This is a genomic window from Erwinia sp. ErVv1 (assembly GCF_900068895.1).
Classification (GTDB): domain Bacteria; phylum Pseudomonadota; class Gammaproteobacteria; order Enterobacterales; family Enterobacteriaceae; genus Erwinia.
On the sequence record NZ_CDPK01000003.1, the window covers coordinates 395,175 to 411,529 of the forward strand.

At 56.0% G+C, this 16,355-nt stretch carries 19 protein-coding genes and 1 pseudogene; 19 read left to right on the forward strand and 1 reads right to left on the reverse strand.

Going from position 1 to position 16,355, the window contains the following annotated elements; translation table 11 throughout:
* Positions 1–12: 12 nt before the first annotated feature.
* Positions 13–975, forward strand: a complete 963-nt coding sequence (rluC, locus tag A1830_RS06040) for a 23S rRNA pseudouridine(955/2504/2580) synthase RluC (protein ID WP_067703175.1) — start codon at positions 13–15, stop codon at positions 973–975.
* 36 nt (positions 976–1,011) lie between these two features.
* Here rluC and A1830_RS06045 read toward each other — a convergent pair whose 3' ends face one another.
* On the reverse strand, positions 1,012–1,593 hold the full coding sequence (locus tag A1830_RS06045; protein ID WP_067703178.1) for a Maf family protein: 582 nt from the start codon (positions 1,591–1,593) through the stop codon (positions 1,012–1,014).
* Positions 1,594–1,735: 142 nt separating this feature from the next.
* On the opposite strand from A1830_RS06045, the gene yceD reads away from it, so the two are divergent.
* From yceD to thiK, 18 genes and pseudogenes are all read left to right on the forward strand, one after another.
* Complete coding sequence (gene yceD, locus A1830_RS06050; RefSeq protein WP_067703181.1) at positions 1,736–2,257, forward strand: 23S rRNA accumulation protein YceD; 522 nt, start codon at positions 1,736–1,738, stop codon at positions 2,255–2,257.
* 15 nt (positions 2,258–2,272) lie between these two features.
* Entirely contained in the window at positions 2,273–2,443 is a 171-nt protein-coding gene (gene rpmF / locus A1830_RS21220) for a 50S ribosomal protein L32 (protein WP_073980962.1), read from the forward strand.
* Between the two features lie 26 nt (positions 2,444–2,469).
* Positions 2,470–3,504, forward strand: coding sequence for a phosphate acyltransferase PlsX (gene plsX / locus A1830_RS06055; RefSeq protein WP_067703184.1), 1,035 nt, complete (start codon positions 2,470–2,472; stop codon positions 3,502–3,504).
* A gap of 6 nt (positions 3,505–3,510) precedes the next feature.
* Positions 3,511–4,464: a beta-ketoacyl-ACP synthase III gene (locus A1830_RS06060; protein ID WP_067703186.1), complete on the forward strand. Its 954-nt coding sequence runs from the start codon at positions 3,511–3,513 to the stop codon at positions 4,462–4,464.
* 16 nt (positions 4,465–4,480) lie between these two features.
* Entirely contained in the window at positions 4,481–5,404 is a 924-nt protein-coding gene (fabD, locus tag A1830_RS06065) for an ACP S-malonyltransferase (RefSeq protein WP_067703188.1), read from the forward strand.
* Positions 5,405–5,423: 19 nt separating this feature from the next.
* Positions 5,424–6,158: a 3-oxoacyl-ACP reductase FabG gene (gene fabG / locus A1830_RS06070; protein ID WP_067703190.1), complete on the forward strand. Its 735-nt coding sequence runs from the start codon at positions 5,424–5,426 to the stop codon at positions 6,156–6,158.
* Positions 6,159–6,311: 153 nt separating this feature from the next.
* Positions 6,312–6,548: an acyl carrier protein gene (acpP, locus tag A1830_RS06075; protein ID WP_004157115.1), complete on the forward strand. Its 237-nt coding sequence runs from the start codon at positions 6,312–6,314 to the stop codon at positions 6,546–6,548.
* 88 nt (positions 6,549–6,636) lie between these two features.
* Complete coding sequence (fabF, locus tag A1830_RS06080; RefSeq protein WP_067703195.1) at positions 6,637–7,878, forward strand: beta-ketoacyl-ACP synthase II; 1,242 nt, start codon at positions 6,637–6,639, stop codon at positions 7,876–7,878.
* Between the two features lie 168 nt (positions 7,879–8,046).
* A complete protein-coding gene (gene pabC, locus A1830_RS06085) occupies positions 8,047–8,847 on the forward strand; it encodes an aminodeoxychorismate lyase (RefSeq protein WP_067703198.1) in 801 nt (266 codons plus the stop codon).
* 12 nt (positions 8,848–8,859) lie between these two features.
* Positions 8,860–9,873, forward strand: a complete 1,014-nt coding sequence (mltG, locus tag A1830_RS06090; RefSeq protein ID WP_067703200.1) for an endolytic transglycosylase MltG — start codon at positions 8,860–8,862, stop codon at positions 9,871–9,873.
* The gene (gene tmk, locus A1830_RS06095) at positions 9,870–10,502 is read left to right on the forward strand and encodes a dTMP kinase (RefSeq protein WP_067703206.1); all 633 of its coding nucleotides are present in this window, start codon (positions 9,870–9,872) and stop codon (positions 10,500–10,502) included. The genes mltG and tmk overlap by 4 nt, the downstream gene beginning before the upstream one ends.
* A complete protein-coding gene (gene holB / locus A1830_RS06100) occupies positions 10,499–11,488 on the forward strand; it encodes a DNA polymerase III subunit delta' (protein ID WP_067703210.1) in 990 nt (329 codons plus the stop codon). Before tmk ends, holB begins: the two co-directional genes overlap by 4 nt.
* An 18-nt stretch (positions 11,489–11,506) precedes the next feature.
* Positions 11,507–12,301, forward strand: coding sequence for a metal-dependent hydrolase (locus tag A1830_RS06105; RefSeq protein ID WP_067703212.1), 795 nt, complete (start codon positions 11,507–11,509; stop codon positions 12,299–12,301).
* Positions 12,302–12,589: 288 nt separating this feature from the next.
* Positions 12,590–14,023, forward strand: a complete 1,434-nt coding sequence (gene ptsG, locus A1830_RS06110; RefSeq protein ID WP_067703216.1) for a PTS glucose transporter subunit IIBC — start codon at positions 12,590–12,592, stop codon at positions 14,021–14,023.
* Between the two features lie 170 nt (positions 14,024–14,193).
* Positions 14,194–14,544, forward strand: a complete 351-nt coding sequence (gene hinT, locus A1830_RS06115) for a purine nucleoside phosphoramidase (protein ID WP_067703219.1) — start codon at positions 14,194–14,196, stop codon at positions 14,542–14,544.
* 31 nt (positions 14,545–14,575) lie between these two features.
* Entirely contained in the window at positions 14,576–14,944 is a 369-nt protein-coding gene (locus tag A1830_RS06120) for a YcfL family putative periplasmic lipoprotein (RefSeq protein ID WP_067703721.1), read from the forward strand.
* Positions 14,945–14,967: 23 nt separating this feature from the next.
* Positions 14,968–15,527, forward strand: a pseudogene (lpoB, locus tag A1830_RS06125) (penicillin-binding protein activator LpoB).
* Complete coding sequence (thiK, locus tag A1830_RS06130) at positions 15,511–16,350, forward strand: thiamine kinase (RefSeq protein ID WP_067703222.1); 840 nt, start codon at positions 15,511–15,513, stop codon at positions 16,348–16,350. The pseudogene lpoB and the gene thiK overlap by 17 nt, the downstream one beginning before the upstream one ends.
* The last annotated feature ends 5 nt before the right edge of the window (positions 16,351–16,355 follow it).

A 16,355-nucleotide genomic window follows, 5' to 3' on the forward strand; every position in this document is an offset into this window, starting at 1 on the left:
GAATCGCCGACCATGAAAACCAATACTCCAGCAGTACGTATCGTGACCATTACCGTCGATGAGGCTGAACAGCGCATTGATAATTTTTTACGCACCCAGCTTAAGGGCGTGCCGAAAAGCATGATTTATCGCATCTTGCGTAAAGGCGAAGTGCGGGTAAATAAAGGTCGAATTAAACCGGAATATAAGCTACAGGCGGGGGATGAGATTCGCATTCCTCCCGTGCGGGTTGCCGAACGTGAAGATGCGGCTATTTCGCCGAAGCTCGATAAGGTTGCCGCCCTCGCCAGCGCTATCCTTTACGAGGATGATTATCTCCTGGTGATCAATAAACCGTCAGGTACGGCGGTCCACGGCGGCAGCGGCCTGAGCTTTGGCGTAATTGAAGGCCTGCGTGCGCTACGGCCCGAGGCGCGGTTTCTTGAGCTGGTACACCGCCTGGATCGCGATACCTCCGGTCTGCTGCTGGTCGCCAAAAAACGTTCCGCCCTGCGCGCGCTGCATGAGCAGCTGCGTGAGAAAAGCATGCAGAAGGATTATCTGGCGCTGGTGCGTGGCCAGTGGCCTTCGCATATTAAATCTGTCCAGGCGCCGCTGCTTAAAAATATTCTGCAAAGCGGCGAGCGGATTGTTCGGGTTAACAGCGAGGGTAAACCCTCAGAAACCCGATTTAAGGTTGAAGAGCGTTTCGCCTGTGCCACGCTGGTGAAGGCCAGCCCGGTGACCGGCCGTACCCACCAGATTCGCGTACATACGCTGCATGCCGGGCATCCGATTGCCTGTGACGATCGCTATGGTGAACGCGACTTTGATCAACAGTTAGCCTCAACCGGGCTGAAAAGACTGTTTCTGCATGCGGCCGCGCTTAAGTTTACCCATCCTGACACGGGCGAGGTGATGCGGGTTGAAGCGCCGCTGGATGGCGAACTAAAACGCTGCCTTGACGTGCTGCGCAAAACTTCTCCCGCAAGATAATCCTCATTTTCAGGGCAGGAGAGGCCTGCCCTGAAGCTACCCAAGCGGATCCATGCCTGCCTGACGCAGCATGTCGCACAGCGCGATCAGCGGTAATCCTATCAGCGCATTGGGATCGCGCCCCGACAGTCGATCAAATAGCGTAATCCCCAATCCTTCACATTTAAAACTGCCCGCGCAGCTTAGGGGCTGCTCTCTGTCGATATAATTTTTAATTTCGCGGTCGGTTAACTCCCTGAAATCGACGCTGAAGGGTTCACAAATAACCTGTAAGCGATTATTCCGGCTCTCGAACAGCGCCAGTCCGGTATAAAAGACCACGCTATGGCCACTGGCACGCCGCAATTGCTGACGGGCATTTTCCGGCGTATGGGGTTTGCCGGTTATTTTTCCGTCAATAACGCAAACCTGATCGGAGCCAATAATCAGATGGTCAGAATAGCGCCCAGCCAGCGCCCGGGCTTTCGCTTCGGCCAGACGCGTTACCAGCGCAGTGGCCGATTCACCGGGCTGCGGCGTTTCATCCACCTCTGGCGCCGCGGTAATAAAAGGCAATGCCAGCTTCGCTAACAGCGCCTGGCGGAAAGGAGAGGTTGAAGCTAAAACCAGTTGGGTCATATTTTTTTCCGGAATAGATAGCGGATCTGAGCGGCGCATTTTAAACTGTGCGCCGCACTGGATGCGAATTATGGGTGAAAGATGTCGTAAAGCGGCCTTTTTCTTTGACTCTATCTCGTTACAAAGTTAATATGCGCGCCCTATGCAAAAGGTAAAATTACCCCTGACTCTCGATCCGGTTCGTACCGCTCAAAAGCGCCTGGACTACCAGGGCGTTTACACCCCTGAACAGGTGGAGCGTATTACCGAATCGGTAGTGAGCGTGGACAGTGATGTTGATTGTAAGATGTCGTTTGCGATTGATAACCAGCGTTTAGCGGTACTTAACGGTACTGCTGCGGTCTCCGTTACGCTGTGTTGCCAACGCTGCGGTCAAACTTTTCCGCAACATGTTCACGTGACGTACTGCTTTAGCCCTGTCGTTACTGACGAGCAGGCTGAAGCACTGCCGGAAGCGTACGAGCCGATCGAGGTCAACGAGTTTGGCGAAATCGATCTGCTGGCGGTGGTTGAAGATGAAATTATCCTCGCCCTGCCTGTCGTTCCGGTGCATGATTCTGAACACTGTGAAGTGTCCGAGGCGGACATGGTCTTTGGTAAGTTGCCTCCCGAGGCAGAAAAACCAAACCCATTTGCCGTATTAGCCAGTTTAAAGCGTAAGTAATTAGGAGTAAGGTCCATGGCCGTACAACAGAATAAACCAACCCGTTCCAAGCGTGGCATGCGTCGTTCGCACGATGCTCTGACTACAGCAACTCTTTCCGTAGATAAAGTTTCTGGCGAAACGCATCTGCGTCACCACATCACTGCGGATGGTTACTACCGCGGTCGCAAGGTCATCGCTAAGTAATTCCTGCGGAACAGCGCGGCGATACTTTGACACGTCTGACCCTGGCACTCGATGCCATGGGCGGGGACTTCGGTCCCTGCGTGACAGTGCCTGCTGCAATGCAGGCACTGGCCTCCGATCTGCATTTGCATCTTCTTCTGGTCGGCGATCCCGACAAAATCAAGCCATTACTTGCAAAAGCTGATTCAGCCGCACTCGCGCGCCTGCAGGTTATTCCTGCCGAGTCGGTTATTGCCAGTGATGCCAAACCCTCCTGGGCCATCCGACACAGTCGCGGCTCCTCCATGCGCGTGGCGCTGGAGCTGGTCAAAGAGGGGCGGGCAGCGGCGTGCGTCAGTGCCGGAAATACCGGTGCGCTGATGGGGCTGTCAAAACTGCTGTTAAAACCGCTGGAAGGCATTGAGCGTCCGGCGCTGATGACCGTTCTGCCCCACCAGAGGCAGGGCAAAACGGTGGTGCTTGACCTGGGCGCGAATGTGGAGTCGGACAGCGCGATGCTGGTGCAGTTTGCCATTATGGGCGCGGTGGTGGCAGAAGAGTTACTGACCATTACTCACCCACGCGTAGCGCTGCTGAATATCGGCCAGGAAGAGAATAAAGGTATCGCCAGCATCCGCGAGGCGGCTGATATACTGCGTGAATCGCCAGATATTAACTATATTGGTTACCTTGAAGGTAACGATCTTCTTACCGGTAAAACGGATGTGCTTGTCTGCGATGGATTCGTGGGCAATATCACGCTAAAGACCATGGAGGGCGTGGTAAGAATGTTTCTTTCGCTGTTGAAATCACAGGGCGAAGGTAAAAAGAGGGTATGGTGGTTGTCGCTGCTGGGGCATTTACTGAAGAAACGCCTCGCAAGGCGCTTCGGCCATCTCAATCCCGACCAGTACAATGGCGCCTGTCTGTTAGGATTACGCGGCACGGTGATAAAAAGCCATGGCGCGGCCAATCAAAGCGCGTTCGCTGCGGCGATCGAACAGGCAGAGCAGGCGGTGCGGCGGCAAGTTCCGGAGCGGATTGCTGCCCGCCTTCAGGCTGTATTACCTAAGAGTGACTGAGCGGAAATGTATACGAAGATTATCGGTACGGGCAGCTATTTGCCCGAACAGGTGCGGACTAACGCCGATCTGGAAAAAATGGTGGATACGTCGGACGAGTGGATTGTCACCCGAACCGGTATCCGTGAGCGTCGTATTGCCGCGCCAGATGAAAATGTCGCAACCATGGGATTCCAGGCCGCCCGGCGCGCGCTGGAAATGGCCGGTATCGATAAAAACGACATCGGGCTGATCGTGGTTGCCACCACCTCATCCAGCCATGCCTTCCCCAGCTCGGCGTGCATGATCCAGCAGATGCTGGAAATTGATGATGCCGCGTCGTTCGACCTGGCGGCTGCCTGCGCAGGCTTTACCTACGGTCTTAGCGTTGCCGATCAGTACATCAAAAACGGTGCAGTGAAGAATGCACTGGTCATTGGCGCCGACGTGCTGGCGCGCATGCTCGATCCTGAAGATCGCGGCACAATCATTCTGTTCGGCGACGGTGCCGGTGCCGTCGTACTGGGTGCCAGCGAGGAGCCGGGCATCATCTCTACCCATCTTCATGCCGATGGCCGCTACGGCCAGCTGTTAACGCTGAGCAACCAGGATCGTGAGCATCAGGAACAGCCTTCCTACGTCACGATGGCGGGGAACGAGGTGTTCAAAGTGGCGGTTACTGAACTGGCGCATATTGTTGAAGAGACGCTCCAGGCCAACAATCTTGAACGCGAAGCCATTGACTGGCTGGTCCCCCATCAGGCAAATCTGCGTATTATCAATGCCACTGCCCGCAAGCTGGGCATGGGGATGGAAAAAGTGGTGGTGACGCTGGATCGTCACGGTAACACCTCTGCGGCCTCGGTCCCGACCGCGCTCGACGAAGCGGTGCGCGATGGTCGTATTCAGCGCGGCCAGCTGATCCTGCTGGAAGCCTTCGGCGGTGGATTCACCTGGGGCTCGGCGCTGGTTCGTTTTTGATTAACAGGAAATGACAATGACGCAATTTGCAATGGTTTTCCCCGGTCAGGGCTCACAGACGCCTGGCATGCTGGCTGAACTGGCAGCGGAAAACCCTACAGTTGAAAAAACCTTTGGCGAAGCTTCTGCGGTGCTGGGCTATGACCTGTGGGCGCTGGTGCAGAATGGGCCTGCTGAAGAACTGAACAAAACCTGGCAAACGCAGCCCGCGCTGCTGGCTGCATCTGTTGCTATTTTCCGCGTTTGGCAGGAAAAAGGCGGCAAGATGCCAGCAATGCTGGCGGGACACAGCCTGGGCGAGTATAGTGCGCTGGTTTGTGCAGGCGTGCTTGAGTTTACTGATGCTATCAGGCTGGTAGAGCTGCGCGGAAAACTGATGCAGGAAGCGGTGCCGGAAGGCACGGGTGCCATGCAGGCCATTATTGGTCTGGACGATGCCTCTATCGCAAAAGCCTGCGAAGAGTCTGCCCAGGGCCAGGTTGTTTCACCGGTTAACTACAACTCGCCAGGGCAGGTTGTGATTGCCGGAAATAAAGAAGCCGTTGAGCGTGCAGGTATCGCGTGCAAGGCCGCTGGCGCCAAACGTGCGCTACCGCTGCCGGTCAGCGTACCTTCACACTGCGCGCTGATGAAGCCCGCCGCGGACAAGCTGGCGATAGCGCTTGAGAAGTTGACCTTCAACGCCCCGACTGTACCGGTCGTGAATAATGTTGATGTCAAATGCGAAACCTCGGCTGAGGCTATCCGTAGTGCGCTGGTTCGTCAGCTGTACAGCCCGGTTCGCTGGACCGGCTGTGTGGAATTTATGGCAGCCCAGGGCGTGACGTCGCTGCTGGAAGTGGGGCCGGGTAAAGTGCTAACTGGCCTGACTAAGCGTATCGTTGATACCCTGACGGCGGCACCGGTGAACGATCCGGTCAGCCTGTCCGCTGCGCTTTAACAGTTATACGAGGAAGATGATGAGCTTTGAAGGAAAAATTGCGCTGGTAACGGGCGCAAGTCGCGGAATTGGGCGCGCTATCGCTGAAACGCTGGCCGCACGCGGCGCAATAGTGATCGGCACCGCCACCAGCCAGAGCGGCGCGGATGCAATCAGTGCTTATCTCGGCAGCAAGGGCAAAGGCCTGTCGCTGAACGTGACTGAAACAGCTTCTATTGAGCAGGTGCTTGAAAATATTCGCGCCGGGTTTGGTGAAGTCGACATTTTAGTCAATAATGCAGGCATCACGCGCGACAATCTTCTGATGCGGATGAAGGATGATGAGTGGCAGGATATCCTGGAAACGAATCTGACTTCCGTTTTCCGCCTGTCAAAAGCGGTAATGCGCGCTATGATGAAGAAGCGCGCAGGCCGAATTATTACCATCGGTTCCGTTGTCGGAACGATGGGTAATGCGGGCCAGGCAAACTATGCAGCAGCAAAAGCAGGTTTGATTGGCTTTAGCAAATCACTGGCGCGTGAAATCGCGTCACGTGGTATTACCGTTAACGTTGTGGCTCCTGGTTTCATTGAAACCGACATGACGCGTACGTTGACTGAAGATCAGCGTACGGGCATTCTGGCGGAAGTGCCTGCGGGGCGCCTTGGCGACCCACAGGAAATCGCCAATGCCGTTGCATTTTTAGCCTCCGACGAGGCGGCGTACATCACTGGTGAGACGCTTCACGTCAACGGCGGAATGTATATGGTCTGATAATCACGAAATTATTTGCGTTATTTGCGGCGAATCCCGCAAAATAACGTAAAATCGTGGTTAGACCAGCCGGGATTTAGTTGCATCTTTTTCAACATTTTATACACTACGAAAACCATCGCGAAAGCGAGTTTTGATAGGAAATTTAATAGTATGAGCACTATCGAAGAACGCGTTAAGAAAATCATTGGCGAACAGCTTGGCGTTAAGCAGGAAGAAGTTGTAAATACTGCCTCTTTTGTAGAAGATCTGGGCGCTGATTCTCTTGATACCGTTGAGCTGGTTATGGCTCTGGAAGAAGAGTTTGATACCGAGATCCCGGATGAAGAAGCTGAGAAAATCACAACTGTTCAGGCTGCTATTGATTACATCAATGGTCACCAGGCTTAAGTGAGCATCTCCAGGCGGTCACTCGACCGCCTGAGTTTTATCTGAACGTCCCACACAGTGTCATTTTTTCCCTCCCTGGAGGACGAACGTGTCTAAGCGTCGTGTAGTTGTGACTGGTCTTGGCATGTTGTCTCCTGTCGGCAATACCGTAGAGTCTACCTGGAATGCTCTTGTTGCCGGTCAGAGTGGCATCAGCCCGATCGACCATTTTGATACTAGTGCCTACGCAACGCGTTTTGCTGGCTTAGTAAAGGATTTTAACTGTGAAGAGTTTATCTCGCGTAAGGATCAGCGCAAGATGGACGCCTTTATTCAATATGGAGTTGTCGCTGGCATACAGGCCATGCAGGATTCTGGCCTGGTCATCACCGATGAAAACGCCGACCGTATTGGTGCCGCTATCGGCTCCGGTATTGGTGGTCTTGGTCTGATCGAAGAGAACCACACGTCTCTGGTCAACGGCGGTCCGCGTAAGATTAGCCCTTTCTTCGTGCCTTCTACGATTGTAAACATGATAGCCGGTCACCTGACTATTATGTTTGGCATGAAAGGCCCCAGCATTGCTATCTCTACCGCCTGTACGACCGGTGTACATAACATCGGACAGGCAGCGCGCATCATTGCTTACAACGATGCCGATGTCATGCTGGCGGGCGGTGCAGAGAAGGGCAGTACCCCTCTGGGGATTGGCGGCTTTGGCGCGGCCCGTGCGCTGTCTACCCGCAATGAGGATCCTCAGGCGGCAAGCCGTCCGTGGGACAAAGACCGCGACGGCTTCGTGCTGGGCGATGGCGCGGGTATCGTGATGCTGGAAGAGTATGAGCACGCGAAAAAACGCGGCGCGAAAATTTATGCTGAGCTGGTGGGCTTCGGCATGAGTAGCGATGCTTATCATATGACGTCTCCGCCGGAAAATGGTGCGGGCGCAGCACTGGCAATGGTCAATGCACTGAAAGATGCGCAGCTGTCACCGGAACAGATTGGCTATATCAACGCGCATGGCACCTCAACGCCGGCCGGTGATAAAGCGGAAACGCAGGCGGTGAAGAGCGTCTTCGGCGCTGCTGCATCAACCGTGATGGTCAGTTCAACGAAATCGATGACCGGGCATCTGTTAGGGGCCGCCGGTGCAGTTGAGTCAATCTACTCGATACTGGCGCTGCGCGATCAGGTTATCCCACCCACCATCAATCTTGATAACCCGGATGAAGGCTGTGACCTTGATTTCGTGCCGCATACCGCACGTCAGGTCAGTGGACTGGAATACGCATTGTGCAACTCCTTTGGCTTTGGCGGAACGAACGGCTCGCTGATTTTCCGACGGATCTAATCCCGCAATGTGGTATCTGAAGCCCCGCCCCAGCGGGGCTTTTTCATTTCTGGCTGCTGGCGCATCCGCATTTTTTAATCTTTATACAATTTAGTCCTGGCGATCGGGTGAATCCGTTCGGGCTTACAGGTAATCTTTACCCCTATGTTATCGTCACCGGAGGGATGAATGGCCTGGATAAACGGCGAGTCACAAAACAGTCTTGCAGCAGCAGACCGTGCCGTGCATTTTGGCGACGGGTGTTTTACGACGGCGCGTATTGTTGAGGGGCAGATCGTTGCGCTGGAAGCCCATCTGCAACGGCTTACTACAGGTTGTGAACGTCTGCGCATTGCGGCAGTTGACTGGGGGGCGCTGCGCGCTGAAATGATCTATGCGGCATCGCAGCGCAGCGATGGCGTCCTGAAAACCATTATTTCACGCGGCTCAGGTGGGCGCGGCTACAGTGCTGCGGGCTGTGACAGCCCGACGCGGATCCTCTACCTGTCACCCTATCCGCAACATTACGCCCAGCTGCGTGAAACCGGCGCCAGGCTGACGCTAAGTTCAGTCCGGCTGGGGCAAAACCCCCTGCTGGCGGGTATTAAACATCTGAATCGCCTGGAGCAGGTACTCATCCGTACAGAGCTTGAGCAGACCGAAGCCGACGAAGCCCTGGTGCTTGACACCGAAGGGTTGCTGGTGGAATGCTGTGCGGCAAATTTATTCTGGCGCAGGGGAGAGCAGGTTTATACGCCCGACCTGCACGCATCTGGCGTTGAGGGTATTCAACGTCAGTGGGTTATCCATCAGTTAAAAGAGCGGGGGATCGCGCTGCATGAGGTCAGAATGCCGCCCGATACGCTTGCCAATGCGGATGAGGTGTTTATCACCAATGCGCTAATGCCCGTGGTGCCGGTCCGTCAGATCGACACGTGGCACTACGCTTCCCGCCAGCTGTTCAATTTGATTACTGCCAGAAACGTTTAACATGGACATTTCATGACACCTACGCGAAAAATTATTACCATCCTGGCGCTGGCCGCCGTGGCTGCTGTTGCCGTTTGTTACTGGCAGGTGCGTCAGTACGCGGATTCCACGCTGCCCATTCACGATGAAACGATATTCACCCTCCCGGCGGGCTCGGGCAGAGTGGTGCTGGAAGCCGAACTGAATAAACAGCATGTGGTGGCCAGTACCCGGTGGTTTGGCTGGTTACTGAAGCTGGAACCGGATCTGGCCAAATTCAAGGCGGGCACCTATCGCTTTACGCCGGGGATGACCGTCCGCCAGATGCTGGCACTGCTGGCCAGCGGCAAAGAAGCCCAGTTCCCGATACGTTTTGTTGAGGGGACGCGCATGCAGGAGTGGCTGGCCGCACTGCGCACTGCGCCCTATATTAAGCATACGCTATCGGCTGACAGCCTGACGGCGGTCGCCGCTGCTCTGGATTTGAAGGAGCAGGATGTTGAAGGCTGGTTTTATCCCGACACCTACTCCTATACGGCTAACACCACCGATGTTGCGTTGCTTAAGCGCGCCCATGAGCGGATGGATCGTCTGGTTGACCGGCTGTGGCAGGAAAAAGCAGACGGCCTGCCCTATAAGGATAAGAACGACCTGGTGACCATGGCCTCGATTGTTGAAAAAGAGACGGCGATAGGACCAGAGCGCAGCCAGGTGGCATCGGTATTTATTAACCGTCTACGTCTGGGCATGCGTCTGCAAACTGACCCAACGGTGATTTACGGTATGGGCGATCGCTATAAGGGCAGCCTGACGCGTAAGGATCTCGAAACGCCCAGCGACTGGAACACCTATATTATCCCCGGCATGCCGCCAGGACCTATTGCGATGCCGGGCAAGCCCTCGCTGGAAGCGGCGGCGCATCCGCTGAAAACAGACTTCCTCTATTTTGTTGCGGATGGTAAGGGAGGACATACCTTTACCACTAATCTCGCCAGTCATAATCGGGCGGTTCAGGCTTGGCGTCTGGCCGTTAAGGAACAGAAATGAGCGGTAAGTTTGTTGTGATTGAAGGGCTGGAGGGCGCAGGGAAAACCACCGCCCGTGACGTGGTGGTCGCTGAGCTAAGGCAGCAGGGGATCGCTGAGATCGTTTTTACCCGCGAACCGGGGGGAACGCCGCTGGCAGAAAAACTGCGCGATCTGATAAAGCAGGGCGTCGAAAATGAACGGATCACTGACCGGGCAGAATTATTAATGCTCTATGCCGCCCGGGTCCAGCTGGTGGAGAACGTCATTAAACCTGCTCTTGCCCGCGGCGCATGGGTGGTGGGCGACCGTCACGATCTCTCCTCGCAGGCCTATCAGGGCGGCGGGCGCGGCATGGACAGCAACCTGATGGCGCAGCTGAAAAGCAGCGTGCTCGGTGACTTTGCCCCCGATATGACGCTCTATCTGGACGTCACGCCTGAAATCGGCCTGCAACGTGCCCGGGCAAGAGGCGAGCTGGATCGTATTGAGCAGGAGTCACTCAACTTCTTTACCCGCGTTCGCGAACGCTATCAGTCGCTGGCGGCCAGCGATCGGCGCATTACCACCATTGATGCCACCCAGTCACTGGAGCAGGTCACCCAGGCCATACGTGCATCGGTCGCGGGCTGGCTTAAGGCGCAGCTTTGATCTGGTATCCGTGGCTGAATCAACCCTACCGGCAGCTGGTCAGCCAGCACCAGGCGGGCAGAGGGCATCATGCCCTGTTATTGCAGTCGCTTCCCGGTATGGGCGATGCCTCGCTGGTGTGGGGGCTAAGCCGCTGGCTGATGTGCCAGCGCCGCGATGGCTTTAAAAGCTGTGGCACCTGCCACGCCTGCCAGCTTATGCAGGCGCATACGCATCCCGACTGGTATCAGCTTTCGCCGGAGAAGGGCAAGCAGTCGCTGGGTATTGATGCCATTCGCGGCGTGACGGAAAAACTTTACCATCACGCTCAGCAGGGGGGCGCGAAGGTTGTCTGGCTGCCCGATGCGTCGCAGCTGACCGAGGCGGCAGCGAATGCTCTGTTAAAAACGCTGGAAGAGCCGCCCAAAAATACCTGGTTTCTGTTAAGCAGCCACCAGCCTGCGGATCTGCTGGCCACGCTGCGCAGCCGCTGTCAGAACTTTCATCTGGGACCGCCGCCGGAGGAGCCGAGCCTGAGCTGGCTGCAAAAACAGGTTGGGGCGCCTCAGGATGCCTGTATCACCGCTCTGCGCCTGAGTGGAGGAGCACCGGGCGCGGCCCTTGGGCTGCTGGAAGAGAAGATCTGGGCAGCGCGGGAAGCATTATGTCACGCACTGCCGGAGGCGCTACAGGCGGATATGTTGCGCCTCATGCCGGTTCTCAATCATGATGACGCGGCCAGGCGCATTGGCTGGCTGTGTGCGCTATTGGTGGATGTCCTGAAGTGGCAGCAGGGCGGTGGGGCTTTTATTGCGAACGCAGATCGCCAGCCGCTGATTGCCGGAATGGCGTCACAGCTTCCCGGCAGCGCGCTGGATCTCAGCCTGCGGGAATGGATTATCTGTCGCGATCGGCTGCTGCATGTCTCTGCCGTCAATCGCGAACTGTTATTAACCGATCGGCTGTTGGGCTGGGAGCAGATGCTGCACACCCCTACGGTCGGGTAAACGAACCAGAGAGTAATTATGTTTTTAGTCGATTCACACTGCCATCTTGATGGCCTGGATTATGAAAATCTTCATCAGGACGTCTCCGACGTACTGGCTAAGGCTGCCGCCCGCGACGTGAAGTTTATGCTGGCCGTTGCCACCACGCTGCCCGGCTATACCGCCATGAGGCAGCTGATTGGCGACAGGCCAAACGTGGCATTCTCCTGCGGCGTACACCCGCTCAACCAGGAAGAAGAGTGGGATTTCGCCGATCTTCGCCGGCTGGCGGCCGACCCTCGCGTGGTAGCGATGGGAGAGACCGGGCTGGACTATCACTACCAGCAGGAAACGAAAGCGCAGCAGCAGGCCTCTTTCCGCGAGCACATCCGCACAGGCCGCGATCTGAATAAGCCCGTTATCGTCCATACGCGCGCCGCGCGCGAAGATACCCTTTCGATCCTGAAAGAGGAGCAGGCAGAGGCATGTGGCGGCGTATTGCACTGCTTTACCGAGGATCGTGAAACGGCAGAAAAACTGCTGGATATGGGCTTTTACATCTCTTTCTCCGGCATCGTTACCTTCCGCAACGCTGAAGCGATCCGCGAGGCGGCGCGCTATGTGCCTCTCGACAGAATGCTGGTGGAGACTGATTCACCTTATCTGGCACCCGTTCCCTACCGCGGTAAGGAAAACCAGCCGGCCTGGACGCGCGACGTTGCGGAGTATATGGCCGTGTTAAAAGGCGTTAGCATTGAGGAAATGGCTGAAGCGACCACGCAAAACTTCTCTACGCTGTTCCACGTCCCGCTCTCTGAGCTGTCAGACCGCTAAAATAATTTTACTGCTCGTAATAATTCGTTGCCGATCGTAAAGTGCATCGCCTCCGCAGGGCGGTGCCGTTTTTTTATGGTCAGAAATTGGCGTTTATCAGAAAAATACGCTACGTATGCAACGAATGTTAGATGAAACGTGACAATCATCAAACAAATCATGACCGATTTATTTTACAGTTCGTAATAAATATTGAGAGCGTAACAACGCTCCTTCGGCAGTGGGACCTCCCCCCATTGCCACGCGCACCGCGCGGATAAAAGCACTCATACTCAGGAGTTTGACACTATGTTTAAAAATGCATTTGCAAACCTGCAAAAGGTCGGTAAATCGCTGATGTTACCGGTATCGGTCCTGCCGATTGCCGGTATCCTGCTGGGCGTCGGTTCGGCTAACTTCAGCTGGCTGCCTGCCGTGGTTTCTCACGTTATGGCTGATGCGGGCGGCTCCGTCTTTGCCAATATGCCGCTGATATTTGCCATCGGCGTGGCGCTGGGGTTCACCAATAATGACGGCGTTTCGGCGCTGGCTGCGGTAGTCGCCTACGGCATAATGGTTAAAACTATGGCAGTGGTAGCGCCGCTGGTACTGCATATTTCTGCGGCGGAAATCGACGCTAAACACCTGGCCGATACCGGTGTACTCGGGGGGATCATCGCCGGTTCCATCGCTGCCTATATGTTCAACCGCTTCTATCGCATCAAGCTGCCTGAGTATCTGGGCTTTTTTGCCGGTAAGCGCTTTGTCCCGATTATTTCCGGGCTGGCGGCTATATTCCTGGGCGTCGTGCTCTCATTTATCTGGCCACCGGTGGGTACCGCCATTCAGGAGTTCTCGCAGTGGGCCGCCTATCAGAACCCGGTGGTGGCTTTCGGCATCTATGGCCTGATTGAACGCGCCCTGGTGCCGTTCGGGCTGCACCATATCTGGAACGTTCCTTTCCAGATGCAGATTGGCGAATTTACTAACGCGGCCGGCCAGGTGTTCCACGGTGACATTCCGCGCTACATGGCGGGCGATCCGACTGCCGGTAAACTGTCAGGCGGCTTCCTGTTCAAAATGTACGGCCTGCCTGCTGCGGCGATTGCTATCTGGCACTCCGCTAAGCCTGAAAACCGCGCAAAAGTGGGCGGGATTATGATCTCGGCCGCGCTGACGGCCTTCCTGACCGGGATCACCGAGCCGATTGAATTCTCATTCATGTTCGTGGCACCGATCCTCTATGTGATTCACGCTATCCTTGCCGGGCTGGCATTCCCAATCTGTATTCTGCTGGGCATGCGTGATGGCACCAGCTTCTCCCACGGGCTGATTGACTTTGTGGTACTGAGCGGCAACAGCAGCAAAATCTGGCTGTTCCCGATTGTCGGCATCATTTATGGTCTGGTTTATTACACCATCTTCCGGGTAGTGATTGCTAAGTTCAATCTGAAAACCCCGGGTCGTGAAGATGCAACCCGCGATCAGGCTACGGGTAATGCCAGCGAGATGGCGGCTAATCTGGTGGCGGCCTTTGGCGGTAAGGAAAATATCACAAACCTGGATGCCTGTATCACCCGTCTGCGCGTTAGCGTGGCCGACGTGTCTAAGGTCGATCAGACCGGCCTGAGAACGCTGGGGGCCGCAGGGGTGGTCGTGGCGGGTTCGGGCGTTCAGGCCATTTTCGGTACTAAATCCGATAACCTGAAGACCGATATGGATGACTACATGCGCAAGCTGTAACCGTTAGTCAGTACCACTGAGGGCGCGAAAGCGCCCTTTTTTTATCTCTGTAAGGCTGAAATGCTGCAAAGGCGCGCATTCAGGGAAAGAAAAGTGACGGTAAGGTTGAATGAAATCGAATTTCTCGCTCATACTGCGATAAATCAATCTGCCGCTCAAGGATATGCACCATGGCTGAAGAAACCCTGTTCAGTAAAATCATCCGCCGCGAAATTCCGGCTGACATCCTCTATCAGGATGAGCTGGTTACCGCGTTCCGTGATATCTCTCCCCAGGCGCCCACCCATATTCTGGTGGTGCCAAACATCCTGATCCCAACCGTGAATGATACGGTAGCGGGCCATGAGGCTGCCCTGGGTCGAATGATTACCGTGGCGGCTAAAGTGGCAAAACAGGAAGGTATTGCCGAAGACGGCTACCGCCTGATCATGAACTGCAATCAGCACGGCGGACAGGAGGTGTATCATATCCATCTGCACCTCGTCGGGGGCCGTCCTTTAGGGCCAATGCTGGCAAAGTAAATGCACGTTTAACGCGGATACCTACTCTATGATGCGCGCTCTTGCTACGGGCATGACGCTGATTGCACTCCTCAGCGGATGCAGCAGCGATACCACCACCATTAATACCTCACAGTCGCTGGTGATGGAGTCGTCGGTGCTCTCAGCCGGGATAACCACCGATGAGCCAACCCTGTCGGAACATGAGGGGCAGCAGCGCGCCTCTTCGGTACTGTACAATCAGCAGGAGAGGGCGGTAACGCTCCACTACCGATTCTACTGGTACGACGATAAGGGGCTGGAGATACTGCCCTTCGAGCGTCCGCGTACCGTCACCGTCGCGCCGCACGACAAAATTGAAATATCATCGCAAACCGGTAATCTGACCGCCAGTAAGGTCAGGCTCTATTTGTATCTGTAAGAGGTCATTGCGTGGAAAGGAAAATAACCAAACGTTCGGGCGTGCTGTTACTGGCACTGATCCTCAGCGGCTGTATCAGCCATCAACAGCAGCAGACGCAGCCGCCTGCACCGGTAGAACCGGCCCAGCCAGCCCAGCCCGTGCCGCCGCCAGCCCAGCCGGGACCNGCGTCAGATGTGTATAAGAGACAGGCGTTACCCCGCTGGTGGCGCAGATGCTGAAAGCGGATGGCGTTACCGCCGGCAGCGTATTGCTGGTAGATAACGTCAAAAACAGTACCAACGGTAGCCTGCAATCGTCAAAGGCGACGGGTGCGCTGCAAAACGCCCTGGCCAACAATACACAGTTTACCCTGGTCACCCCGCAGCAGCTGGCAACGGCTAAGCAGACGCTGGGCCTTTCCGCTGAAGACAGCCTGGGCTCACGCAGCAAGGCGGTCGGTCTGGCGCGCTATGTTGGCGCACAGTATGTGCTCTACAGCAATGCGGAGGGGGACGTGAAGTCACCCACGCTGCAAATGCAGCTGATGCTGGTGCAGACCGGAGAAATTATCTGGTCGGGTAGCGGTGTCGTTCAGCATTGATCCGTCGCTCAGCCAGCTTATTGCACACCAGTTTCCGGCGGTTAAACCCGCCGGTTCTTTTTATCCGCTGTCAGGCCTGACCGGCCTGAGTGGAAAATTGCAGGTGGGTGATGTGACGCTGCTGGCGCGTCAGCAGCAGGAAAGCACGCCGATGCCGGGCATTGACCGTCGGCGTGAATATCATATTCTGCGTGGGCTTAGCGACAGCGGTCTCGCGCCTGTCGTGCAGGGTTATAACCGGCGCTGGCTACTGTTGCACTGGCAGGCGGGAAGGACGCTTACCCCGGATGAGTTTTCGCAGCGGCTACCCGATATTACGGCGCGGGTGTCGGCGCTGCATCAGCAACCGCTGAGCGGCTTTCGCCTGCTGCTGCTGCCGCTGCTGGAGCAGTACTGGCTGTTAAGCCACGCTTCGCGTCGGCATCTCCGCTGGCTGAATGCGCTGCGCCGCTGTCAGCGGCAGGGCGAGCCTAAGCCGCTGCGGCTGGCGCTGCTGCATATGGATATCCACCCGGGCAACATCGTGACGCAGACCGGGGACGACCTGCATCTGATTGACTGGGAATATGCCAGCGACGGCGACGTTGCGCTGGAGCTGGCAGCGATGATTGCGGGTAACGATCTCTCTCTGGCACAGCAGGAGAGTATGATCGCAGACTATGCGATACGGCAGCAGCTTGATCCGGCGGTGCTGCGCCAGCAGATCCGCCGCTGGGCGCCGTGGCTGAGGCTCCTGATCGCCTGCTGGTATGAACGACGCTGGCAGCAGAGCGGTGATAAATTGTATGACGGGCTGGCGACAGAAGCCTGGCAGCAGATCTAATCAAA